23 protein-coding genes and 1 other RNA gene are annotated in these 22,782 nt (G+C 68.3%); 17 read left to right on the forward strand and 7 right to left on the reverse strand.

Going from position 1 to position 22,782, the window contains the following annotated elements; translation table 11 throughout:
• Positions 1-41 precede the first annotated feature (41 nt).
• The 7 genes from CP958_RS13365 to CP958_RS13395 all read right to left on the reverse strand — a co-directional run bounded on the left by CP958_RS13365 (position 42) and on the right by CP958_RS13395 (position 4,959).
• Entirely contained in the window at positions 42-467 is a 426-nt protein-coding gene (locus tag CP958_RS13365; RefSeq protein WP_096702451.1) for a flagellar biosynthesis repressor FlbT, read from the reverse strand.
• A gap of 111 nt (positions 468-578) precedes the next feature.
• Positions 579-1,181 carry a 2-hydroxychromene-2-carboxylate isomerase gene (locus tag CP958_RS13370; protein ID WP_096703015.1) on the reverse strand — a complete coding sequence of 201 codons (603 nt, stop codon included), beginning with the start codon at positions 1,179-1,181 and terminating at the stop codon, positions 579-581.
• 13 nt (positions 1,182-1,194) lie between these two features.
• Entirely contained in the window at positions 1,195-1,863 is a 669-nt protein-coding gene (locus CP958_RS13375) for an SDR family oxidoreductase (RefSeq protein ID WP_096702452.1), read from the reverse strand.
• A 73-nt stretch (positions 1,864-1,936) separates the two neighbouring features.
• Positions 1,937-2,311: a RidA family protein gene (locus CP958_RS13380; protein ID WP_096702453.1), complete on the reverse strand. Its 375-nt coding sequence runs from the start codon at positions 2,309-2,311 to the stop codon at positions 1,937-1,939.
• 54 nt (positions 2,312-2,365) lie between these two features.
• Entirely contained in the window at positions 2,366-2,710 is a 345-nt protein-coding gene (locus CP958_RS13385; RefSeq protein WP_096702454.1) for a DUF1491 family protein, read from the reverse strand.
• Positions 2,707-3,882 carry a cyclic nucleotide-gated ion channel gene (locus CP958_RS13390; RefSeq protein WP_096702455.1) on the reverse strand — a complete coding sequence of 392 codons (1,176 nt, stop codon included), beginning with the start codon at positions 3,880-3,882 and terminating at the stop codon, positions 2,707-2,709. The genes CP958_RS13385 and CP958_RS13390 overlap by 4 nt, the downstream gene beginning before the upstream one ends.
• An 84-nt stretch (positions 3,883-3,966) precedes the next feature.
• On the reverse strand, positions 3,967-4,959 hold the full coding sequence (locus CP958_RS13395; protein WP_096702456.1) for an endonuclease/exonuclease/phosphatase family protein: 993 nt from the start codon (positions 4,957-4,959) through the stop codon (positions 3,967-3,969).
• A 134-nt stretch (positions 4,960-5,093) separates the two neighbouring features.
• Between CP958_RS13395 and CP958_RS13400 the strand changes: the two genes are divergently transcribed.
• From CP958_RS13400 to CP958_RS13480, 17 genes are all read left to right on the forward strand, one after another.
• On the forward strand, positions 5,094-5,531 hold the full coding sequence (locus tag CP958_RS13400; protein ID WP_096703017.1) for a bacteriohemerythrin: 438 nt from the start codon (positions 5,094-5,096) through the stop codon (positions 5,529-5,531).
• Positions 5,532-5,548: 17 nt separating this feature from the next.
• Positions 5,549-6,283 carry a protein phosphatase CheZ gene (locus CP958_RS13405; RefSeq protein ID WP_096702457.1) on the forward strand — a complete coding sequence of 245 codons (735 nt, stop codon included), beginning with the start codon at positions 5,549-5,551 and terminating at the stop codon, positions 6,281-6,283.
• Positions 6,284-6,418: 135 nt separating this feature from the next.
• Positions 6,419-6,822: RNase P RNA component class A (rnpB, locus tag CP958_RS13410), an RNA gene on the forward strand.
• Between the two features lie 341 nt (positions 6,823-7,163).
• Positions 7,164-7,631, forward strand: coding sequence for a division/cell wall cluster transcriptional repressor MraZ (gene mraZ / locus CP958_RS13415; protein WP_096702458.1), 468 nt, complete (start codon positions 7,164-7,166; stop codon positions 7,629-7,631).
• Positions 7,628-8,584 (forward strand): 16S rRNA (cytosine(1402)-N(4))-methyltransferase RsmH, encoded by a 957-nt coding sequence (gene rsmH / locus CP958_RS13420; protein WP_096702459.1) that lies wholly within the window; start codon positions 7,628-7,630, stop codon positions 8,582-8,584. The genes mraZ and rsmH overlap by 4 nt, the downstream gene beginning before the upstream one ends.
• Entirely contained in the window at positions 8,581-9,213 is a 633-nt protein-coding gene (locus CP958_RS13425) for an energy transducer TonB (protein WP_096702460.1), read from the forward strand. Before rsmH ends, CP958_RS13425 begins: the two co-directional genes overlap by 4 nt.
• Positions 9,210-10,976, forward strand: coding sequence for a penicillin-binding protein 2 (locus CP958_RS13430; protein ID WP_096702461.1), 1,767 nt, complete (start codon positions 9,210-9,212; stop codon positions 10,974-10,976). Before CP958_RS13425 ends, CP958_RS13430 begins: the two co-directional genes overlap by 4 nt.
• A 1-nt stretch (position 10,977) precedes the next feature.
• On the forward strand, positions 10,978-12,432 hold the full coding sequence (locus tag CP958_RS13435) for a UDP-N-acetylmuramoyl-L-alanyl-D-glutamate--2,6-diaminopimelate ligase (RefSeq protein WP_096702462.1): 1,455 nt from the start codon (positions 10,978-10,980) through the stop codon (positions 12,430-12,432).
• On the forward strand, positions 12,429-13,829 hold the full coding sequence (locus tag CP958_RS13440; protein ID WP_096702463.1) for a UDP-N-acetylmuramoylalanyl-D-glutamyl-2,6-diaminopimelate--D-alanyl-D-alanine ligase: 1,401 nt from the start codon (positions 12,429-12,431) through the stop codon (positions 13,827-13,829). Before CP958_RS13435 ends, CP958_RS13440 begins: the two co-directional genes overlap by 4 nt.
• Entirely contained in the window at positions 13,830-14,918 is a 1,089-nt protein-coding gene (mraY, locus tag CP958_RS13445; RefSeq protein WP_096702464.1) for a phospho-N-acetylmuramoyl-pentapeptide-transferase, read from the forward strand. It begins immediately after the preceding gene.
• 12 nt (positions 14,919-14,930) lie between these two features.
• Positions 14,931-16,304 (forward strand): UDP-N-acetylmuramoyl-L-alanine--D-glutamate ligase, encoded by a 1,374-nt coding sequence (gene murD / locus CP958_RS13450; protein WP_096702465.1) that lies wholly within the window; start codon positions 14,931-14,933, stop codon positions 16,302-16,304.
• Positions 16,301-17,431: a putative lipid II flippase FtsW gene (gene ftsW, locus CP958_RS13455; RefSeq protein ID WP_096702466.1), complete on the forward strand. Its 1,131-nt coding sequence runs from the start codon at positions 16,301-16,303 to the stop codon at positions 17,429-17,431. Before murD ends, ftsW begins: the two co-directional genes overlap by 4 nt.
• The gene (gene murG / locus CP958_RS13460; protein WP_096702467.1) at positions 17,428-18,540 is read left to right on the forward strand and encodes an undecaprenyldiphospho-muramoylpentapeptide beta-N-acetylglucosaminyltransferase; all 1,113 of its coding nucleotides are present in this window, start codon (positions 17,428-17,430) and stop codon (positions 18,538-18,540) included. Before ftsW ends, murG begins: the two co-directional genes overlap by 4 nt.
• A 4-nt stretch (positions 18,541-18,544) precedes the next feature.
• Positions 18,545-19,975, forward strand: a complete 1,431-nt coding sequence (gene murC, locus CP958_RS13465; protein ID WP_096702468.1) for a UDP-N-acetylmuramate--L-alanine ligase — start codon at positions 18,545-18,547, stop codon at positions 19,973-19,975.
• On the forward strand, positions 19,972-20,898 hold the full coding sequence (gene murB, locus CP958_RS13470) for a UDP-N-acetylmuramate dehydrogenase (RefSeq protein ID WP_347337840.1): 927 nt from the start codon (positions 19,972-19,974) through the stop codon (positions 20,896-20,898). Before murC ends, murB begins: the two co-directional genes overlap by 4 nt.
• Positions 20,895-21,818 (forward strand): D-alanine--D-alanine ligase, encoded by a 924-nt coding sequence (locus CP958_RS13475; RefSeq protein WP_096702469.1) that lies wholly within the window; start codon positions 20,895-20,897, stop codon positions 21,816-21,818. The genes murB and CP958_RS13475 overlap by 4 nt, the downstream gene beginning before the upstream one ends.
• Positions 21,809-22,780 (forward strand): cell division protein FtsQ/DivIB, encoded by a 972-nt coding sequence (locus CP958_RS13480; RefSeq protein ID WP_096702470.1) that lies wholly within the window; start codon positions 21,809-21,811, stop codon positions 22,778-22,780. Before CP958_RS13475 ends, CP958_RS13480 begins: the two co-directional genes overlap by 10 nt.
• The last annotated feature ends 2 nt before the right edge of the window (positions 22,781-22,782 follow it).

The raw sequence follows: 22,782 nt of genomic DNA on the forward strand, positions 1-22,782 counted from the left end.
CCAATGTCATGCCGGGCGAAGCATCGGGAAAAGAGCCCGCATTACTCGTGCGCGGCGGCTTCCTCGGCCGCGGCGGCGGATTGCAGCGAGCCCAGCACCTTGGTCTCGTGCTCGAGCAGGTGGCGGGTCGACTTCAGCGCCTTGTAGTAATGTCCCTCGGCCACCGCCTCGCCGATCTCGTCCTTGATGGGGGCGGCACTGGGGCAGGCCTCCACGTAGCTGTCGAGATAGTGGCTGAACATGCGCAGGTACTCGCCGCGCTTGGCCGGGAAGATATAGGCGCATTGCAGGGCGAAATAGACCCGCGACGCTGGCGTCACGCTGTCGGAATCCGACAGGATCTCCTTCTGACGCAGGATCGAGCAGTCGTTCAGCACCCGCACCTTGGTGTTGGAACTGGCATTCTCCAGCACGGCGCCGTTGATGATGAGTTTCTCGCCCGGCTTCAGATCGATGATAAGCGGCAACGCAACGCACTCCGTTCATTCAGGGCGGCGACAATGGCACCAAGCGCCATCGCAGACAACCGGCGGCAAGTATGGCTTGACCTCCGGTCGGGACCCTATTGCTAATTTAGGTTACCAGCCGCCCTTTTCCAGCCAGCTTCGCACCATCCATAAACGATCGGCGCCCCAAAAGCCTTCGCCGTCGACACGAAAAAACGGCGAACCGAACACTCCCTTGGCGATGGCCGCCTCGGTCTCGTCCTTCAGCCGGCCCTTCCACTGGGCCGACTGGACGGCGGCGGCCATCTCGTCCGGGTCGATGCCCAGGGGTACGCCGAGCGCGCAGGCCACCTCCAGATTGGAGATATCCATATTCTCGGCGAAATAGGCCAGATAGACGGCGCGGGCATAGCTCTTGGCCAGCCCCCTATCCTTGGATTCCAGCCACCAATAGGCCCGCGAGGGGGCAAGCGCCGGCACCGGAAAGGGATCGGGCAGCCGATAGGGCGCCCCCATCAGCCGGGCCATGCGCTCCCAGTCGTGGCGGGCGTAATCGCCCTTCAGCGGCTGGCTGACCAGCGGCAGGTTGCCCGACGCCTTGAAAGCCGAGCCGATCATGATCGGCTTCCACTCCACCTCGCGGCCGAAGCCGGCCACCACGCCATCCACCTCCAGCGAGGCGAAATAGCCGTAGGGAGAGGCGAAATCGAAATAGAACTCCACCGGTGCGGCCATGATGACCCACTCCTTACCAGGCGAGGCGCGACCCATCGTAATGGATCAGGGCGCCGCTGTCCTCCGCCCTCAGACCGCCCACGACCTTGCGCATACCCGCCACCGCGGTGGCGGCGTCCAGGGTCGCGTCGGGGCCGCCCATATCGGTGCGCACCCAGCCGGGCGACAGCGCCACGGTGAGGATGCCCCTGGGCGCCAGATCGATGGACAGGTTCTTCATCACCATGTTGAGAGCCGCCTTGGCGGCGCGGTAGGCGTAGGAGCCGCCCGAAGTGTTGTCCGACATGGCGCCCATCATGGACGACACCGCCGCGATGATCTTGCGGCCGGCCAGCTGGTCGGCGAAGGCCTCGGCCAGCTTGAGCGGGGCCAGGGCGTTGACCGCCATCACCTTCATGAAGGCGGCGGGATCGACGTCGCCGAAATCCTGCTTCTCGCCGTAGATACCGGCGTTGAGGAGCAGAATGTCGAGCCCCACCCCGGCCAGGGACGCCTTGAGCCGCGCCACCTGGGCCGGATCGGCCACGTCGCAGACATAGACCTCGCCGCCCGCCTCGGACAGGGCGCGACCGGCCATGGGATCGCGTACGGTGCCCAGCACCCGCCAGCCCTCGGCGGCATATTGCCGGGCGAATTCCAATCCCATGCCGCGATTGGCGCCGGTGATCAGGATGGTGGGCATGATGCGGTGCTCCCGTGACGGAGATTCAGGAAATGAGGGCCCGGACGACGTCCGGGCACTCATGGACGAAGAGTCAGGCCTTCAGCGCGGTGACCTCGATCTCCACCTTCATCTGGGGATCGACCAGACCGCAGACGATGGTGGTGTTGGCCGGGCGGACGCCCTTGAAGGCCTTGCCCAGCACCGGGGCGATCTTCTCGAAGAACGCGGCTTCGGTGATGTAGGCCTTGACGCGGACCACGTCCTTCAGGGACGAGCCGGCCTGCTCCAGCGCGGCGGCGATGGTGGCCATGCACTGCTCGGCCTGGGCGACCACGTCCTCGGCGATCTTGCCGTCCTTGAAGCCCGAGGTGCCGGAGACGAACACCCAGGGGTCCTGGCGCACGGCGCGGGAATAGCCGGCCACTTCCTCGAACGAGGAACCGGAAGAGATCAGCTGACGGGTCATGGTACGGGTCCTTGGGCAGAAATTTCGGAAGGAAGCTTCATAGCGTATTTAAGGTCAGCCCGCCAAGATGCGCTCGAGGAACGGCACGCGCCCCTCCCGGTCCTCCACCTCCAGCACCCACAGGTCGGAATCGATGTCGCGCTGGCGGCGGATATAGGCATCGGCAACCCCCTCGGCCACCGGGTCGGGACCGGTGGCGCGCAGCCAGGCCGCCTCGCCCGCCCCGTCCCTGACCTGGGTGAACACCTCGCAGCCGGCGGCGCCTCGGTTGAGCTTGATCAGCACCGCGCCGGCATCCTCGTCGCCCTTGGCTACCACGAAGGCCGGGATGGCCAGCACGCTGCAGCGGCGGATGGCGGCGTGAATCCACAGCTTCGCCTTCAGGCGCGGTTCGCTCACGCGGGTTCCTTTTCCTTATTGGCCTTGTCGCCGGCATTCTCGGCCTGGGCCATGCGGGCGCGGGCGGTCTCCCAGATCACTTCCAGCAGGGCATGGTCGTGGGCGACGAACTTGTGGAAGTCGCGGGCGTCGAGGATCAGCAACTGGCAGCGGCTGATCGCCTTGACCGTGGCGGTGCGGGGGCAGCGCTCGATCAGGGCGATCTCGCCGAAGAAATCGCCGTTCTTGAGGATGAAGGTCCCGGCCTTGCCCTTGACCTCCACCTGGCCGTTGACGATGAAATACATGCACTCGCCGGTATCGCCCTCGCGCATCAGCACTTCGCCCTTGATGGCGCGGGCCAGTTTGAGGAGGCCGGCGATCTCGGCGATCTGGCTGGCCTGAAGGCGCTGGAAGAACGGCACCTTGGCGACCAGATGCCAGGTGGAGACGAAGTTCTGGCGCTTCATCTCCTCGGCGAACCCGGAGGCCAGGATCGAGGCCGGCAGCGCGAACATGCACAGGCCCAGCACCGCCACCACGCTGCCGAACAGCTTGCCCAGCGGCGTGATGGGCACCACGTCGCCGAACCCCACCGTGGAAAGGGTGACGATGGCCCACCACATGGCGGCCGGCACGCTGGCCAGGGCCGGATTGGCGGCGCGCTCGGTGAAATAGATCAGGGTCGAGGCCGAGATGGCCAGGATCAGCATGATGAACAGCGACGCCAGCAGCGGCCGCAACTCGTGCAGCACCACCACGCCGAGGGTTTCCAGGGCGGGGGAGTAGCGCGCCAGCTTGAGGAAGCGCAGGATGCCGAACACCGTCTCGCCGTCGTGGGGCATCAGGGCCGTGGCCTCGCCCACCAGGAACGGCACCACCGCCAGGAAGTCGAAGATACCGTAGGGCGACAGCGCATAACGCGCCATGGCCGCCAGCCCGGCCTCGTCCTCGGCCCGCTGACCCCAGGCAATCACCAGCCGCAGGATATAATCGAGGGACAGAATGACCAGGAACAGCCCGCCGGTCGCCGAGACGGCGCTTTCAAAACCGATCCAGGCACCCGGCACGGTATCGATGATGGCGATGGCGGTGGACAGCACGATGCATACCACCAGAACCGCCCGGTAGACCACGGCGCGCCTGGGTGGGAACGGTACCTCGCCCACCAATCCATAAAGCCACTCGGTCATGGCCCCTCCCCTCGCTCCGCCGCTACTATAGCGACGCCGGGCCGGAGGCGCATCGTCGGAATTGAGATGATTATCGAGATGCCCTCAGGGCTCGGGCAGCGCGAATTCGGCGACGACCGGAGCGTGATAACTTTCCGGCGTGGCGTGAATGGTGGCGGGCGAAACCAGTTCGTCGCCCAGGGTCTCGTTATGAATCTCGGCGCCCAGGTACCAGCCCAGCAGCGGCCGCGACACCAGGATGTGGTCCAGCATCACCGGCCGTCCATGGTGGATCACCGAATAGCGCCGGTTCTCCGGCAGGCTGCGCTCCAGCGGCACCAGCATGCGCATGGCCAGATGGCCGTTGCAGGTATCCTCCTCGTCGCCCCGGATGATGCGCAGGCCGGTTTCGCGTTCGGCGGCGTTGAAGTCGCCGCACACCACCACCAGGGCGTCGGGCTCGGCATCGAAGATCTCCTCCACCAGCAGACGAACCTCCAGGGCCTGCCCCGCCTGCTTGACTCCGGCCAGGAAGAAGCCCTCGGCCCAGCCGCCCACCGACAGCCAGCGGCCGAAGCGTTCCTTCTGGCCCTCCAGCCAGACGGCGCGCGGCGCCCGCAGGTGAACATTGATCACATGCAGCACCCGCCCACCCGGCAGGCCCAGCGCCGCGTGCAGGATGGGGCGGTCCCATTCCACCTTCTGGGCCTCGGCCGGAGCGGGCTCCGAGCGCACCGGCCGATAGGCGCAAGGCGGCACCAGATCGTGCCAGAGCTGACGGTGCGAACGGATCGGCAGGCGCGAGACGATGACCAGATTGTGCTTGTCCGAGGGATGCACGCCGCCGCGATTGAGGCTCGCCGCCCGGTGCCAGTGCTCGTACTCGGTGCCGGCCAGCAGGCGGTCGAGGGCGGAGAACAGGCGCGGCCCGCTCTTGGTGGCCGGATGGGTGTTGACCTCCTGCAGGCACAGCACGTCGGCGCGCAGCCGCAGGAATTGCGGCCGCATCACCGCGATCCGGTCCTCGAAATCGATTCCACCCGCCGGGTGGTCGTCCAGGTTTTCCAGATTGAAGGTGGCGAGTCTCAGTCGGGTCACATCATCCTCCGCTCCCGGAGTCTACATCAAGCCCGATCGCCCGGCGAGAGGCGCACTGGACATCGGGAATGCTTGTGCCGCCTCGGATGTACGGTATAGTAACTATAGGCGGGAACGCAGGGGCAGGGGGCCCGATGACATCGATCGCGTGGAGCGAAGCATTCAGCGTGGGCAATCCGTTGCTGGATTCCGACCACCGCATCCTGATCGACCTGCTGATCCAGCTATATGACGCCATCGATACCGGCCAGAGCCGGGACGTGGTCGGCAGCGTCCTGTCCGCCCTTTCCGAATATGCAGAGCATCATTTTCGCCGCGAGGAAGGTATGATGGCCGCCTGCGGCTATCCCGACCTCGAGGCCCATAAGGCGGAGCACCGCCAGATGGAAACCCGTGTCCGCGACGTCTGCGGCCGCTACCGGGCGGGAGAGCGCGGCGCTTTGGACGAGCAAGTTGTGGAATTGCTCAAGAAGTGGTTGACCCAGCATATCCAGGTTACGGATAAATCATACAGGCCGTGGGTGGAGCGGGTGGTTGATGGCGGAGCAAGACCGCCATCGGTGACAGTATAAGGGAACGGCAGGCAGTCATGACGACCGAGCGCAAGTTGTTTACGGCCGAGATCAAGCGGCTTCAGGCGCGCGGCGAGGCCACGCCCAACGCCTCCAATTCCGAGGTCCTCAAGGCCATCACCGAACTGCGTGCCGACCTCAAGGGTCTGGAGTTCCTGATCCGCGGCGACGCTCCGCCGGTGGCGGCGGTGGCGACCCCGGCCGACGACGTGCTGCCGCAAAAGGCCGCCGAGGTCTCCATGCTGAAGACCGAGCTGCGCGCCCTGGCGGTCTGCATTGAGCACACCAAGGCGGAAATCGCCGCGCTGCGCCCCAAGGACGCCGACGACGACCGCCTGATGGCCGTCACCTTCGAGCTGGACGCCATCGTGTCGTCCACCGAGCGGGCCACCGAGCAGATCCTGGAAGCCGCCGAGAAGATCGAGAGCATCGGTAAGGAAATCCACGCCCATGCCGCCGATTCCTATGTCGGCCGTCTGGTCGAGGACATCAACGACACCGTCAGCAGCATCTTCGAGGCCTGTAATTTCCAGGATATCACCGGCCAGCGCATCACCAAGGTGGTCAAGACCCTCAAATACGTCGAGGCCCGCATCAACGCCATGATCGAGATCTGGGGGCCGGAGAACATCTCCGACGTATCGCCCAAGATCTTCGAGGAGCACAAGGACGACGATTCCAAGCTGCTCAACGGCCCAGCCCTGGAAAACCAGGGAATCTCCCAGGACGAGATCGACAAGCTGTTCGGGTAAATACGGTTTCCACCCGACCAGACCTAAGTATAGAACCAATAAAGGCCTCCACCATCCGGAGGCCTTTTCTTTTGAACCACGTTCACACTTCGTGGCACTTGACCTGCACTCTCCAGGCCCTAAAGTGGGGCCGCGTCAGACGGCCGGACGGCCGCCCTTGGACCTTCGCGTCTGGGGGAGGAAAGTCCGGGCTCCACGGAAACACGGTGCCGGATAACGTCCGGCGGGGGCGACCCCAGGGAAAGTGCCACAGAAAGCAAACCGCCCGCCCCCAGGCTTCGGCCCGGCAGCGGGTAAGGGTGAAAGGGTGCGGTAAGAGCGCACCGCGCGACCGGCAACGGAAGCGGCACGGTAAACCCCACCGGGAGCAAGACCAAATAGGGACGGCACTGTTCCTGGCTTCGGCCGGGGACGAAACGCGTTTCCGCGTCGCCGTCCGGGTCGGTCGCGAGAGGCGTCCGGTAACGGGCGTCCCAGATGAATGGCCGTCACCCGCTTAACCGCGGGGACAGAACCCGGCTTACAGGCCGTCTGACGCTTTTCCCATGAATTCCCAAACCCGTCCCAAGGTCCCATCCGGGCCTTTGAGCCATCTGTTCACGATGCGATCCCGCCGGGGTTTTTCCACCCTTTCGGCGGCGAAATGTGAAAAATTGGTAAATATCAAGGCGCTGCAGGGCGTTCCTCGACTACTTTAGTAAAAACTTCCCAGCATTGTTCCTAATTGGGTTTCTCCCATGCGATTACTATCCGATTCCATTGACTCCCATGTTTTCCCATGTTATCCCATTAGACACCATCCCATCGGGACACACAGGCGTAGTGTGTCGCGGGGATGGGCAAGGGGTTTTCGGGCACAGCAAGCGGAAGGCGGACGAGGGTGGCACTCTTCCTCTCCACATTCGTCAATCGGGTCGACAAGAAGGGGCGGGCTTCGGTGCCGGCGACCTTCCGTGCGGCCCTGGCTGCCCAAAGCTTCGCCGGAATCGTCTGCTACCGCTCGTTCACCAATGCCTGTGTCGAGGGCTGCGGCATGGATTTCATGGAGCGCCTGTCCGACGGCGCCCAGAACTTCGATGCCTTTTCCGCCGAGCAGGAAGACCTGTCGGCCCTGATCTTCGCCGATGCCCGCCAATTGCCCTGGGATCCCGAGGGCCGCATCGTCCTGCCCGAGGACATCATGGCCCATGCCGGCATCACCGAGTCCGTCGCCTTCGTCGGCAAGGGCCAGACCTTCCAGATCTGGCAGCCCGAGGCCTACAAGGCGGTGGAGACCGAAATCCGCGCCCGCGCCCTGCAGTCCCGCCCCACCCTGCCGCTGCGCCCCTCCCCCAAGGTGTCCTCGTGAGTCCCGCCCCCCATATCCCGGTCCTGCTGGCCGAGGTGATCGAGGCGCTGGCGCCCCGCGACGGCGGCGTTTACGTGGACGGCACCTTCGGAGCCGGCGGCTACTCGCGCGCCATCCTGTCCACCTCCGCCTGCCGGGTGTGGGCCATCGACCGCGACCCCACCGCCGTGGCCCGCGGCCGCGCCCTGGAGCAAAGCCAGGACGGCCGTTTCGCCATGATCGAGGGTCGATTTGGCGATATGGATTCGTTGCTGCGTCAGCAAAATGTCAACCAGGTTGACGGCATCGCTCTCGACATCGGCGTGTCGTCCATGCAGATCGATCAGCCGGAGCGCGGCTTCTCGTTCGCCAAGGACGGGCCACTGGACATGCGCATGGAGGCCCAGGGCCCCAGCGCCGCCGACATGGTCAACGACACGCCCGAGGGCGAGCTGGCCAACATCATCTACCGCTACGGCGAGGAGCGGCTGTCGCGCCGCGTCGCCAAGGCCATCGTCGAGGCCCGCCGCGCCAAGCGCTTCGAGCGCACCGGCGAACTGGCCGAGGTGATCCGCCGGGTGGTGCCGCGCTCGGGCGACGGCATCGACCCCGCCACGCGGACCTTCCAGGCGCTGCGCATCGCGGTCAACGACGAGCTGGGCGAGCTGGAGCGCGGTCTGGAAGCCGCCGAGCGCCTGCTGGCTCCCGGCGGGCGTCTGGCCGTGGTGACCTTCCATTCCCTGGAGGACCGGGTGGTCAAGGGCTTCCTGAAGGCCCGCGCCGGCGAGGCGTCGCGCCCGTCGCGCCACGTGCCCCAGGCCCAGGGCACCGGTCCCGCCGCCAGCTTCACCCTGCTGTCGCGCAAGGCCATCGCTCCCGGCCAGGACGAGGCGCGCGCCAATCCCCGCGCCCGCTCGGCCAAGCTGCGCGCCGCCATCCGCACCGAGGCTCCCGCCTGGGAGACCGGCTCATGAGACGCGGACTGACCGGCACCATCCTGTGGACCCTGCTGGCGGTCAGCGTCGGCGTGGTGCTGTTCGTGGTCAAGTACGAGGTCAAGGATCTGGAGGCGCGGCTCGCCGGCCTGAACGCCGAGATTCACCGCAACCAGGAGACCATCCACGTCCTGCGCGCCGAGTGGAGCTATCTCAACGATCCGGTCCGCCTGCGCACCCTGGCCGAGAAGCATCTGGGCATGAAGCCGGTGACGCCCACCCAGGTGGCGACGCTCGACACCCTGCCCAAGGACGGAATTCCGGCCACCGGCGTGGTCTACGCCGCCGTATCGCCGTCCCGGATGTCCCTGCCGGTCCAGGCGCCGGCCACCCAGGCGCCCAAGTCCGCGCCGCACGCCACCCCGGTCAAGCTGGCCGAGGGCCCGGCCAAACCCCGGCCGGTGGACAGCGCCAAACCGCAGCAGCCCGGCAAGCCGCAACCCAACAAGCCCGGCACCGCGACCCTGGCCCAAGGTCCCACGGTCAAACCCCTGGAAGCCCCCTCGGCGAAGGCCGCCACCCCGGCTCCGGCCCCTGCGAAGGGCGGCCGGAGCATCGTGATTCCGTCCCCGGCCCTGGCTCAGACCGAGCCGGGAGGCGTCCAGTGAGCATCTTCGCGCCTCGCCGCCACACCCCCGGCTTCCATGCCGGCGACGACCTTCAGGCCGGCGCCGCGCTTCGTCTGGACGGCGTGCGCATGCAGGCCATCGAGACCGGCCGCTCGCGTCTGGTGGTCACCGCCCTGGTCTTTCTGCTGGCCTTCACCGCCATCGGGGCGCGGATGGTCGATGTCGCCGTCATCGAGCGCAACCCGCCCAAGCAGCATACCCAGCCCCAGGCCCGCACCGACGACCTGCAGATGGACCGGGCCGACATCTCGGACCGTACCGGGGTGCTGCTGGCCTCGTCGCTTCCCACCGTGTCGCTGTTCGCCCGGCCCGAGGACCTGAAGCTCGCCAAGGTGGACATCGAGAACGCCGCCATCCGCCTGGTGACCGTGCTGCCCGAGCTGGACCTGGAGGAGACCATCGAGCGCCTGTCGTCGGGCCGTCAGTTCGTCTACCTCAAGCGCAACCTGACGCCGCGCCAGCAATACGACGTCAATTCCCTGGGCATTCCCGGCCTGCTGTTCGAAAAGGGCGAGCGCCGCATCTATCCGCACGGCCCGCTAGCCTCCCACGCCGTCGGCGTCACCGACGTGGACAACAAGGGCGTGGCCGGCATCGAGAAGCGCTTCGAGAACGCGCTGCGTGAAAGCCGCGAGCCGCTGGCCCTGTCCATCGACATCCGCGTCCAGACCATCGTGCGCAACGAGCTGGCCCGTTCGGTCGAGGAATTCTCGGCGGTGGGCGGTACCGGCATGGTGATGGACGTGCGCACCGGCGAGCTGGTGGCCATGGTCAGCCTGCCCGATTTCGACCCCAACGACCCGCCCGCCCCCACCGACGCGTCCATGTTCAACCGCGCCACCAAGGGCGCCTACGAGATGGGCTCCACCTTCAAGCTGTTCAACACCGCCATGGTGCTGGATCTGGGCAAGGCCAACCTCAATTCCAGCTTCGACGCCACCAAGCCGCTGGTCTTCGCCGGACACACCATCCACGACGACCACGCGCTCAATCGCTGGCTGACCATTCCGGAAATCCTCATCCACTCGTCCAATATCGGCTCGGCCCGCATGGCGCTGGACGCCGGCACCGAGGCGCAGCGCACCTTCATGGCCCGCATCGGCATGCTGCAATCCCCGCCGCTGGAACTGCCCGAGGTGGGCGGCCCCCTGGTCCCCTCCCCCTGGCGCGAGATCAACACCGTCACCATTTCCTTCGGGCACGGCCTGTCGGTGACGCCGCTGCAATTGCTGGCCGGCACCGCCGCCCTGGTCAACGGCGGGGAATACCACGCGCCGACCCTGCTGGCCCGCGCCCCCGGCGACGCGGTGCCCGCCATCCGGGTGGTCAAGCCCAAGACCTCGGAGGCCATGCGCCAGTTGATGCGCATGGTGGTCACCGACGGCACCGGCAAGAAGGCCGACGTTCCCGGCTACGAGGTGGGCGGCAAGACCGGCACCGCCGAGAAGGTCGGCAACGGCGGCTATCGCAAGAAGGCGGTGCTGTCCTCGTTCATCGCCGCCTTCCCCATGGATGCGCCGCGCTACGCGGTGCTGATGATGATCGACGAGCCCCAGGCCACCAAGCAGACCTTCGGCTTCATCACCGCCGGCTGGACCGCGGCGCCCGCCGCCGGCCGGGTGATCGCCCAGATCGCGCCGCTGCTGGGGCTGATGCCCAAGACCTTGCCGATTCCCCCGTCCAACGGAACCAAGGGAATCGCCCACACCGGAGGAGGCCGTGAAGTTGCGGCGGTTGAGTGACATGACGGCGACCGCGCCCTCCCGCGACGTGACCATCACCGGTCTGACCGCCGATTCGCGCGCGGTGGCGCCCGGCTACCTGTTCGCCGCCCTGCCCGGCACCAGGGCCGACGGCCGCGCCTTCATCCCCGCCGCCATCGCCGCCGGCGCCGTGGCCGTGCTGGCCCCCGAGGGCTCGCGCATCGAGCTGCCGCCCGAGGTGGTCCTGGTCACCGATGCCAATCCGCGTCGCCGCTTCGCCCTGATGGCCTCGGCCTTCCACGGCGCCCAGCCCAAGGTGATGGCCGCCGTCACCGGCACCAACGGCAAGACCTCCACCGCCGACTTCTTCCGCCAGATCATGACGCGCCTGGGCCATGCCTCGGCGGCCATCGGCACGCTCGGCATCATCGCGCCGGGCTGGGACAATTCCGGCGGCCTGACCACCCCCGATCCGGCCGGGCTGCATGCCGATCTGGCCCGTCTGGCCGGCATGGGCGTCACCCACGCCTGCATGGAGGCCTCCAGCCACGGCCTCGACCAGCACCGCCTGGACGGCGTCCGGCTGGCCGCCGCCGCCTTCACCAACCTGACGCGCGACCATCTCGACTACCACGCCGACATGGACGCCTATGCCGAGGCCAAGCTGCGGCTGTTCGCCGAAGTGCTGCCCGAAGGCGCCACCGCGGTGATCAACGCCGATTCCGATCTGGCGCCCCGCGTGGTCGAGCTGTGCGCCAAGCGCGACATCAAGGTGCTGGGCTACGGCCGCGCCGCCACTCATTTGCGCCTGATCGCCGTGCGGCCCACCGCCCGCGGTCAGGACCTGAAGCTGGAGATCATGGGCAAGGCCGCCACCATCCATCTGCCGCTGGCCGGCCGTTTCCAGGCCGACAACGCCCTGGCCGCCTTAGGCCTCGCCCTGGCCTCTGGCGCCGATTCCGATGCCGCCCTCGCCGCCCTCGAGCATCTGGTGGGCGTGCCCGGCCGCCTGCAGAAGGTGGCCGAACGCGCCAACGGCGCCCCGGTCTATGTGGATTACGCCCACACCCCCGATGCGCTGGAAACCGTGCTGAAGGCGCTGCGCCCCCACGCCGCCCGCCGTCTGGTCGCCGTGTTCGGCTGCGGCGGCGACCGCGACCCCGGCAAGCGTCCGCTGATGGGCACCATCGGCTGCCGTCTGGCCGACGCCATGATCGTCACCGACGACAATCCCCGCTCCGAGGACCCCGCCGCAATCCGTGCCGCCGTGCGTGGCGTCTGCCCGGCCGGCATCGAGATCGGCGACCGCCGCGAGGCCATCCGCGCCGCCGTCGCCGGCCTGCAGAAGGGTGATGTGCTGGTGGTCGCCGGCAAGGGCCACGAGCGCGGCCAGATCGTCGGCGCGGCCGTCCTGCCCTTCGACGATGCCGAGGAAGCCCAGGACGCGGTCCGCCTCGCCGACGCCCCTCCTTCCATCGAAGGGAGCGCGTCATGATCCGCCCGCTGTGGACCTCGGCCGAAGTCGCCGCCGCCGTGGCGGGCACCCCCTCCGGCCCCGCCTGGGAAGCCAACGGCGTGTCCATCGACAGCCGCAGCATCGAGTCCGGCGATCTGTTCATCGCGCTCGAAGGCCCCAACCACGACGGCCACGACCACGTGGCCTCGGCCCTGGCCAATGGCGCCGCCGCCGCCATCGTCCACAGGCTGCCCGAGGGCACCAACGAGGACGCCCCCCTGCTGCTGGTCAAGGACACCATGGCCGCGCTGCAGGACTTAGGGACCGCCTCGCGCGCCCGCAGCCACGCCCATATCGTCGCGGTGACCGGCAGCGTCGGCAAGACCGGCACCAAGGAGATGCTGGCCCTGGCGCTGTCCGACCAGGGCACCACCCATTGCAGCGTCGGCAGCTTCAACAATCACTGGGGCGTGCCGCTGTCGCTGGCCCGCATGCCCACCGCCGTGCAATACGCCATCTTCGAGATCGGCATGAACCATCCGGGCGAGATCACCCCGCTGGTCCGCATGGTGCGCCCGCACGTGGCGGCGATCACCACGGTCGAGGCGGTGCATATGGAGTTCTTCGGCTCCACCGCCGAGATCGCCGCCGCCAAGGCCGAGATTTTTGACGGGATCGAGGCCGGCGGCATCGCCGTGCTGCCCCGCGACAACGCCCATTTCGCCTTCCTGGCCGAGAGAGCCGCCAAGGCCGGCATCAAGGATGTCCGCACCTTCGGCAACCACATCGAGGCCACCGCCCGCCTGCTGGATTGCGCCGTCGATCCCCAGTCCACGGCGGTGTTCGCCCTGGTGGCCGACCAGCCGCTGTCCTATCGGGTCGGCGTCGCCGGGCGGCAATGGGCCATGAATTCCCTGGCCGTGCTGCTGGCGGTCGAGGCGCTGGGCGCCGACATCAATCTGGGCGCCATGGCCCTGGCCGCCATGGCGGCGCCCAAGGGGCGCGGCCAGCGCCGCCGGGTCGAGATGGCGGGCGGCAGCTTCGAGCTGATCGACGAAAGCTACAACGCCTCGCCGGTCTCCATGAAGGCGGCCATCGCCACCCTGGCCTCGGTGCGGCCCGCCAAGGGCGGCCGGCGCATCGCCGTGCTGGGCGACATGCTGGAACTGGGTCCCCAGGGTCCCGCCCTGCATGCCTCCATCGCGCAGGCGGCGGAAAGCTGGAACATCGATCTGGTGTTCACCGCCGGGACACTGACCAGCCACCTGCATCAGGCCCTGGCCGAGGGACGCCGGGGCGGCCATGCCGCCGACGCGGATTCCGTCGCGCCGCTGGTCAAGGCGGCCCTGCGGCCCGGCGACGTGGTGATGGTCAAGGGTTCGGCGGGCAGCCGGATGGGACGTGTGGTCAACGCTTTGGCCGAAGGGGGCCGCTGAATGCTGTACAATTTCCTCTACCCCCTGGCCGATCAGGTTCCGCTGTTCAACCTGTTCAAATACCTGACCTTCCGGACGGGCGGCGCGGTGCTGACCGCGCTGATCGTCGCCTTCTTGGTCGGCCCCCGGATCATCGCCTGGCTGCGCCAGTGGCAGAAGCAGGGCCAGCCCATCCGCGCCGACGGTCCGGAATCCCACCTGCTGACCAAGAAGGGCACGCCCACCATGGGCGGCTTCATGATCCTGCTGGCCCTGTCCATCTCGACCCTGCTGTGGGCCGACCTGCGCAACCACTATGTCTGGATCGTGCTGCTGGTCACCCTGGGCTACGGCCTGATCGGCTTTTGGGACGATTACCTGAAGGTCTCCAAGAAGAACCCCAAGGGCGTGCCGGGCAAGGTCAAGCTGGTGGCCGAGATCGCCATCGGCCTGGGCGCCGCAGTCTGGGTCATGAGCCTGCAGCGCGAGCCCCTGGCCGGCGCCCTGGCGGTGCCGTTCTTCAAGACCGTGCTGCTCCAGCTCTCGTGGTTCTACCTGCCCTTCGCGGTGTTCATCATCGTCGGCGCCGGCAATGCGGTGAACCTGACCGACGGCCTGGACGGGCTGGCCATCGTGCCGGTGATGATCGCCTCCGGCGTGTTCGCCATCATCTCCTATCTGGTCGGCCACGCCGTCTTCGCCAACTACCTGCAGATTCACTACGTCTCGGGCTCGGGCGAACTGGCGGTGTTCTGCGGCGCCCTGGTGGGCGCCGGCCTCGGCTTCCTGTGGTTCAACGCGCCCCCGGCCATGGTGTTCATGGGCGACACCGGCAGTCTGGCGCTAGGCGGCGCGCTGGGCGCCATCAGCGTGGTCACCAAGCACGAGTTGGTGCTGGGCATCGTCGGCGGCCTGTTCGTTCTGGAAACCGTCTCGGTCATCGTCCAGGTGGCGTCGTTCAAGCTGACCGGCAAACGGGTGTTCCGCATGGCGCCGCTGCACCATCACTTCGAGAAGAAGGGCTGGGCCGAACCCACCGTGGTCATCCGTTTCTGGATCATCGCCACCATCCTGGCCCTGGCCGGGCTGGCCACCCTGAAGCTGCGTTGAGGTAAACCGGTCATGATCCCCGTCCCCTTCCTCAAAGGTAAGCGCGTTCTGGTGATGGGCCTGGGCAAGTCCGGGACCGCCACGGCGCGCGCCCTGCTGGCGGCCGGCGCCGGCGTGATGGCCTGGGACGACAGCGAGGCCGGCCGCAAGGCCGCCGCCGAGGCCGGCATCCCCATCCGCGATCCCGCGCAGATTCCCCTGGAGAAGGCCGATCTGGTGGTGTGGAGCCCCGGCATTCCCCACACCCATCCCCAGCCCCATCCGGTGGCGGAACGGGTCCGCGCGGCCGGCGTGCCGCTGGTCTGCGACGTGGAACTGCTGGCCCTGGCCAAGGCTGGCAGCCGCATACTGGCCGTCACCGGCACCAACGGCAAGTCGACCACCACCACCCTGCTGGCCCATGTGCTGGCCGAGGCCGGCATCGCCGCCGCCGCCGGGGGCAATCTCGGCACGCCCGCCCTGGACCTGCCCGAACTGCCGGGCGACGGACGCTATGTGCTGGAACTGTCCTCCTATCAGCTGGAACTGACCAACAGCCTGAAGCTGGGCGTCGCCATCCTGCTCAACGTCACTCCCGACCATCTGGGCCGCCACGGCGGCATGACCGGCTACATCGCCGCCAAGCGCCGGGTATTCGACTACCTGACCCCCGGCGGCGCCGCGGTGATCAGCGTCGATGACGGCCCCTGCCGGTCCATTGTCGCCGAACTGTCGCGCATGGGCGTCCGGGTGGTGAAGGTTTCCGTGGAATCCGTGCTGTCCGAGGGCGTTTCCGCCCCCGAAGGCGTGCTGCTGGACAACGCCAAGCCCATTTGCGACCTCAAGGAGATCGCCAATCTGCCCGGCCGCCACAACTGGCAGAACGCCTGCGCCGTCTACGCCGCCGCGCGGGCCGAAGGTCTCGCCCCCAAGGTGATCGCCGCAGCGCTCGCCACCTATCCCGGCCTCGGGCATCGCCAGGAGCTGGTGGGCAGCGATCACGGCATCGACTGGATCAACGATTCCAAGGCCACCAACGCCGACGCGGTGGAAAAGGCCCTGGTCTGCTACGACCACGTCTACTGGATTGCCGGCGGTCAGGCCAAGGAAGGCGGCATCGCCTCGCTGGAGAAGCATTTCGGCCGAGTCCAGCATGCCTTCCTGATCGGCGAGGCCAGCGAAGCCTTCGCCGCCACCCTGGAGGGCAAGGTGCGCTATACCCGCTGCGCCACCCTGGACAAGGCGGTGGCCGCCGCCCGCAATCTGGCGGTGTCCGACGCCATCCCCGGCGCCGTGGTGCTGCTGTCGCCGGCCTGCGCGTCCTGGGACCAGTTCAAGTCGTTCGAGGATCGCGGCGACACCTTCCGCGCGCTGGTCCAGGCCTTCAGCGACGGAGGGGCGGTATGAGCGTCACCTTCGGGCGCACCGATACCTCCGTCCTGGGCCGCTGGTGGTGGACCGTCGACCGCTGGACCATCGCGGCGCTGTTCCTGTTGGTGGCCGTCGGCGCCATCCTGACCATGGCGGCCAGCCCGGCGGTGGCCGAGCGCATCGGGGCGCAGAGCTTCCACTTCGTGCGCCGCCAGTTCGTTTTCCTGGCCCCGTCCATCGCCATCATGCTGGCCGTCTCTCTGCTCAGCCCGAAGCAGGTGCGGCGCATGGCGGTGATCGGCCTGTTGGGCTCCATCGCCCTGCTGGTCCTGGTCCCGGTGCTGGGCGGCGAGATCAAGGGCGCCAAGCGCTGGCTGAATCTGGCCGGCATCTCCATCCAGCCCTCCGAATTCGTCAAGCCCATGTTCGCGGTGGTCTCGGCCTGGATGTTCGCCTCGGCCCGCCTGGACCCCGCCTTCCCCGGCCGGGTGATCGCCACCGCCCTTTTCGGCGTGGTCGCCCTCCTGCTGCTGATCCAGCCGGACGTGGGCCAGACCGCCATTCTGACCGCCATCTGGGGCACCCAGTTCTTCCTGGCCGGGCTGCCGCTGATCCTGGTGGTCGGCCTGGGATTGGCGGCGCCCATCGGCATCGTCGGCGCCTATTACGTCTTCCCCCACGTCCAGGCGCGCTTCGACAAGTTCCTCGATCCCTCGGGCAGCGGCGCCTATCAGGTGACCACCGCGCTCAACGCCTTCAAGAACGGCGGGCTGTTCGGTCGCGGCCCCGGCGAGGGCCGGGTCAAGCTGGTGCTGCCCGACGCCCATACCGACTTCATCCTGGCGGTGGGCGGCGAGGAATTCGGCGTGGTGCTGTGCCTGTTCGTGGTCATGCTGTTCGCCTTCATCGTGCTGCGCGGCTTCTCGCGCATCCACAAGGAGGACAACCTGTTCGTCGTCCTGGCCACCGCCGGACTGCTGGTGCAGTTCGGGCTGCAGGCCATCGTCAACATGGCGTCCACGCTGCGCATGATGCCGGCCAAGGGCATGACGCTGCCGTTCATCTCCTATGGCGGTTCCTCCATGGTCGCCCTGGCTCTCGGCATGGGCATGGTGCTGGCGCTGACCCGCACCCGCTACGGCAGGGAGGGCATGGAGGCATGAGCACCAAGCCCCTGATCGCTCTCGCTGCCGGCGGCACCGGCGGCCACGTCTTCCCCGCCGAGGCCCTGGCCTCGGTACTGCTGGCGCGCGGCTACCGCCTGGCGCTGATCACCGACAAGCGCGGCGCCGCCTACGGCGGCACGCTGGGCAAGCTGGAGACCTTCCGCATCTCGGCCGGCGGCATCGCCGGGCGCGGCAAGCTTTCTGCCCTGCGCTCCGCGTTGGAACTGGGCCTGGGAATCATCCAGGCCCGATCCATCTTGAAGCGCATCCGCCCGGCGGCGGTGATCGGCTTCGGCGGCTATGCCTCGGTGCCGGGCATGGCGGCGGCCTCGCTGGCCGGCATTCCCACCGCCATTCACGAGCAGAACGCCGTGCTGGGCCGCGCCAACCGCCTGCTGGCCGGCCGGGTGCGGCGCATCGCCACCTCGTTCGCCGAGGTCAGCCACGTGGAGGCCAGACTGGTCCCCAAGCTGGTCCATACCGGCATGCCGGTGCGCGCCGGCATCCTGGCCAGCCGAGAGACGCCCTATCCCGAGATCGGCGCCGAGGGTCCCATCGACCTGCTGGTGCTGGGCGGCAGCCAGGGCGCCCGCATCCTGTCCGAGGTGATCCCGGCGGCGCTGGCCCGCCTGCCCGAGACCCTGCGCGCCCGCATCCGCATCGCCCAGCAATGCCGCCCCGAGGATCTGGACGGCGTGCGCCGGGCCTATGCCGGCACCGGCATCGACGCCACCCTGGAAAGCTTCTTCGCCGACGTGCCCGAGCGTCTGGCCGCCGCCCATCTGGTCATCGCGCGGGCCGGCGCCTCCACCGTGGCCGAGCTGACCACGCTGGGCCGCCCGGCCATCCTGGTGCCCTATCCCTTCGCCATCGACGACCACCAGACCGCCAACGCCCACGCCGCCGAGGATTGCGGCGGCGCCTGGCTGATGCAGCAGGACTCGTTCACGCCCGAGACCCTGGCCGCCCGTCTGGACTCCCTGTTCACCCAGCCCGAAGCCCTGGTGCGGACCGCCGCCTGCGCCCGCAACGCCGGCCGCCCCGACGCGGCCGAAGCGCTGGCCGACCTTGTGGTCGGGCTGATCCCCCAGATGAGTGGAGCCTGACCCCATGCGCACCATGTCGCTGAACATCGGCACCATCCACTTCGTCGGCATCGGCGGCATCGGCATGTCCGGCATCGCCGAGATCCTTCACAACCTGGGCTATTCGGTCCAGGGCACCGACATCGCCGACAATTACAACGTCGAGCGCCTGCGCAAGATGGGCATCCGCGTCCATATCGGCCACGCGGCGGAAGCGCTGGGCGATGCCCGCGTGGTGGTGGTGTCGTCGGCGGTCAAGGCCGACAACCCCGAGGTCCAGGCGGCCCGCGCCAAGCTGGTCCCCGTGGTGCGCCGCGCCGAGATGCTGGCCGAGCTGATGCGCCTGAAATCCGCCATCGCCATCGGCGGCACCCATGGCAAGACCACCACCACCTCGCTGATCGCCGCACTTCTCGACACCGCGCGGCTGGACCCCACGGTGATCAACGGCGGCATCATCAACGCCTACGGCACCAATGCCCGCCTGGGCGCCAGCGAATGGATGGTGGTCGAGGCCGACGAATCCGACGGCTCGTTCATCAAGCTGCCGTCCACCGCCGTGGTGGTGACCAACATCGACCCCGAGCACATGGACCATTACGGCACGGTGGAGAAGCTGCACGAGGCGTTCCGCACCTTCGTCGAGAACATCCCGTTCTACGGCTTCGCCGCCATGTGCATCGACCACCCCGAGGTCCAGGCCCTGGTGGCCCGCATCCCCGACCGCAAGCTGGTGACCTACGGCTTCAACCACCAGGCCCTGGTGCGGGTCGACAGGCTGACCATGGACATCAAGGGCGCCCGCTACGACGTGGTCATCACCGACCGCGTCACCGGCGCCACCCGGACCATCGCCGACATCTTTCTCCCCATGTACGGCGAGCACAACGTGCTGAACTCCCTGGCGGCCATCGCGGTCGCCAACGAGCTGGGCCTGCCCAACGACGTGGTGAAGAAGGCGCTTTCGGAATTCAAGGGCGTGAAGCGCCGCTTCACCCGCACCGGCGAGGCCAAGGGCGTCACCGTCATCGACGATTACGGCCATCACCCGGTGGAGATCGCCGCCGTGCTGAAGGCCGCCCGCTCCGCCTGCCGGGGCAACGTCATCGCCGTGGTGCAGCCCCATCGCTATACCCGCCTGTCCAGCCTGTTCCCCGAGTTCTGCACCTGCTTCAACGACGCCGACATGGTGGTGGTCGCCGACGTCTACGCGGCGGGCGAGAAGCCCATGGAAGGCTTCGACAAGGCCTCGCTGGTCAAGGGACTGCAGGAACACGGCCACCGCCGGGTGATGGCGCTGGCCGAACCCAAGGCCCTGGCGCCACTGGTCAATTCCCTGGCCGGCCCCGGCGACATGGTGGTCTGCCTGGGTGCCGGCAACATCACCGCCTGGGCCCATGCCCTGCCCGCCGAACTGGCCGCTCTGCCCGATCCTTCGCCGGGAGGCGCCGAATGATGACGGCGCGCAAGCTCCATGACTGGCGCGACGCCCTGCCCCCGGTGCGGGGACGGATGAGCTTCGACGCGCCCATGGCGCCCTTCACCTGGTTCCGGGTGGGCGGCAATGCCGAAGCGCTGTTCCGCCCCGCCGACCTGGACGACCTGATCGCCGTGCTGGAGGTCCTGCCCGAGGACGTGCCGGTCACCGTGGTGGGCGTCGGCTCCAACCTGCTGGTCCGGGATGGCGGCGTGCCGGGCATAGTGATCCGTCTGGTCGGTCCCTTCGCCACCATCGATGTCAGCGGCGACATCATCACCGCCGGCGCGGGCGCTCTCGACCTCACCGTGGCCCGTACCGCAGAGGAAGCCGGTCTGGCCGGGCTGGAATTCCTGTCGGGCGTGCCGGGCACCATCGGCGGCGCGCTGCGCATGAACGCCGGCGCCTTCGGGGCCGAGATGAAGGACGTCACCGTCTCGGCCCAGGCCCTGGACCGGGCGGGTAACCTGCAGATTCTCGGACCCGACGAGCTGGGCTTCTCCTATCGCCGCAGCACGGTGCCAGAGGGCTGGATCTTCCTGTCGGGCTCGCTGAAGGGCCGCCCCGGCAAGCCGGCCGATATCGGCGCGCGCATGGCCGAGATCGCCAAAGCGCGGGAAGACGCCCAGCCGGTCAAGGTGCGCACCGGCGGTTCCACCTTCGCCAACCCCGAGGGCATGAGCGCCTGGAAGCTGATCGACGCGGCGGGCTGCCGCGGGCTGGTCAGGGGCGGCGCCCAGGTGTCGGAAAAGCACTGCAACTTCCTCCTGAACACCGGCGACGCCACCGCCGCCGACATCGAGGATCTGGGCGAGGAGGTCCGCCGCCGGGTGTTGGAGACCAGCGGCGTGGACCTGCATTGGGAAATCCGCCGTATCGGCGTCAGGAGCGACAAGTCATGAGCAAGGCCAAGCGCGTCACCGTCCTGATGGGAGGAGCCTCGGCCGAGCGCGACGTGTCCTTGCGTTCGGGGGCCGCCGCCGCCAAGGCGCTGGAGCAGGCAGGATTCGAGGTCGCTCTGGTGGATTGCGGCCGCGATCCGGCCGAACTGGTGCGCGCCATCACCGAGACCAAGCCCGACGTGGTGTTCAACGCGCTCCACGGCCGCTTCGGCGAGGATGGCTGCGTCCAGGGCGTGCTGAACCTCCTGGGCGTGCCCTACACCCATTCCGGCCTGCTGGCCTCGGCGGCGGCCATGGACAAGGCCTTCGCCCGCGCCCTGTTCGCCAGTGCGGGCATTCCGGTGGCCGAGGGCCGCGTGATCACCCGCGCCGAAAGCACCGGTCCCGATCCCCTGCCCCGCCCCTTCGTGGTCAAGCCCCTCAACGAAGGGTCGTCGGTCGGCGTGTTCATCGTGCGCGAGAACCAGCCCTCGCCGCTGACCGGCTGGCCGTTCGACGCGGACGAGGTGCTGGTGGAAAGCTTCATCCCCGGGCGCGAGCTGACCGTGGCGGTGATGGGCGATCGGGCCCTCGGCGTTCTCGAGATCACCTCGGAGCACGGCTTCTACGATTACGAGGCCAAGTACGCGCCGGGCGGCTCGCGGCACATCATGCCCGCTCCCATCGCCCCCGCCGATTACGCCGAGGCCTGCCGGCTGGCCGTCGCCGCCCACAAGGCGCTGGGCTGCCGGGGCGTCAGCCGCGCCGATCTGCGTTACGACGACACCACTCTGGGTGCCGCGCCCCGGCTGGTCATGCTGGAGGTCAACACCCAGCCCGGCATGACCGCCACTTCGCTGGTGCCCGAGATGGCCGCCTATCAGGGAATCACCTTCCCCGAGCTGGTGCGGTGGATGGTGGAGGAGGCGCGATGCGACTGAACCCCTCCGATATCGTCATCACCGCCGACGACCGTCCCGGCGTCCACCGGGCGCCGCGCCAGATTTCGGCCAAGCGCCAGACGGCGACGGCCGCCGCGACGGCTGCCCCGGCTCGGCCCAAGGCCAAGCGCCGCCTGCCGCGCCTGCGCCTCGACATGACCCCGCTGCAGAAGCTGGCCGGTGCCGGCCTGCTGGTCACCGCCGTCATGGTGAGCGGGCTGGCCCTGTGGCATTCGGGCAAGCCGCAGCGTCTGGTGCGCGATACCGGCATGGCGTTCCTGAATTCCACCGCCGAGGCCGGCTTCCAGGTGGCCGACATCACCGTTTCGGGCCGCCGCCGCACCCCGGCCGAACAGTTGGTCTCGGCGCTCGGCGCCCGTTACGGCGATCCCATCCTGGGCGTCGACATCGCCGCCGCCAGGGCGCGGGTCGAGGCGCTGCCCAGCGTGCGCGCCGCCGCCATCGAGCGTCGCCTGCCCGGCGCCCTGCACCTGTCCATCGTCGAGCGCCAGCCGGTGGCCCTGTGGCAGACCGACAGCAGCTTCGTGCTGGTGGACCGCGACGGCCACAACATCCCCGGCGCCATCGAGGGCTTCGAGGACCTGCCCCTGGTGGTCGGCGACGGCGCGCCGGCTCGCACCGACGAGCTGTTCGCCCTGCTGGCCACCGAGCCCGAACTGGCCGCCCGGGTCAAGGCGGCCGTCCGGGTGGGCAACCGCCGCTGGAACATCAAGCTGGACGACGTGGAGAAGGGCCTGGAGGCCCGCCTGCCCGAACTGGACACCGAAGCCGCGTGGCACCGTCTGGCCGAGTTGGAGAAGACCCGCGCCCTGTCGGGCAAGCAGATCACCATGATCGACCTGCGCGTTCCCGACCGCATGGTGCTGAAGAGCTCGCGCGAGCCGACGGCGGTCAACACCGCCTCCATCGCGCCGCCCACCGCCATGGCAAGGGAGCGCTGAGC

Origin of the sequence: Magnetospirillum sp. 15-1 (genome assembly GCF_900184795.1) — a bacterium.
GTDB lineage: Bacteria > Pseudomonadota > Alphaproteobacteria > Rhodospirillales > Magnetospirillaceae > Phaeospirillum.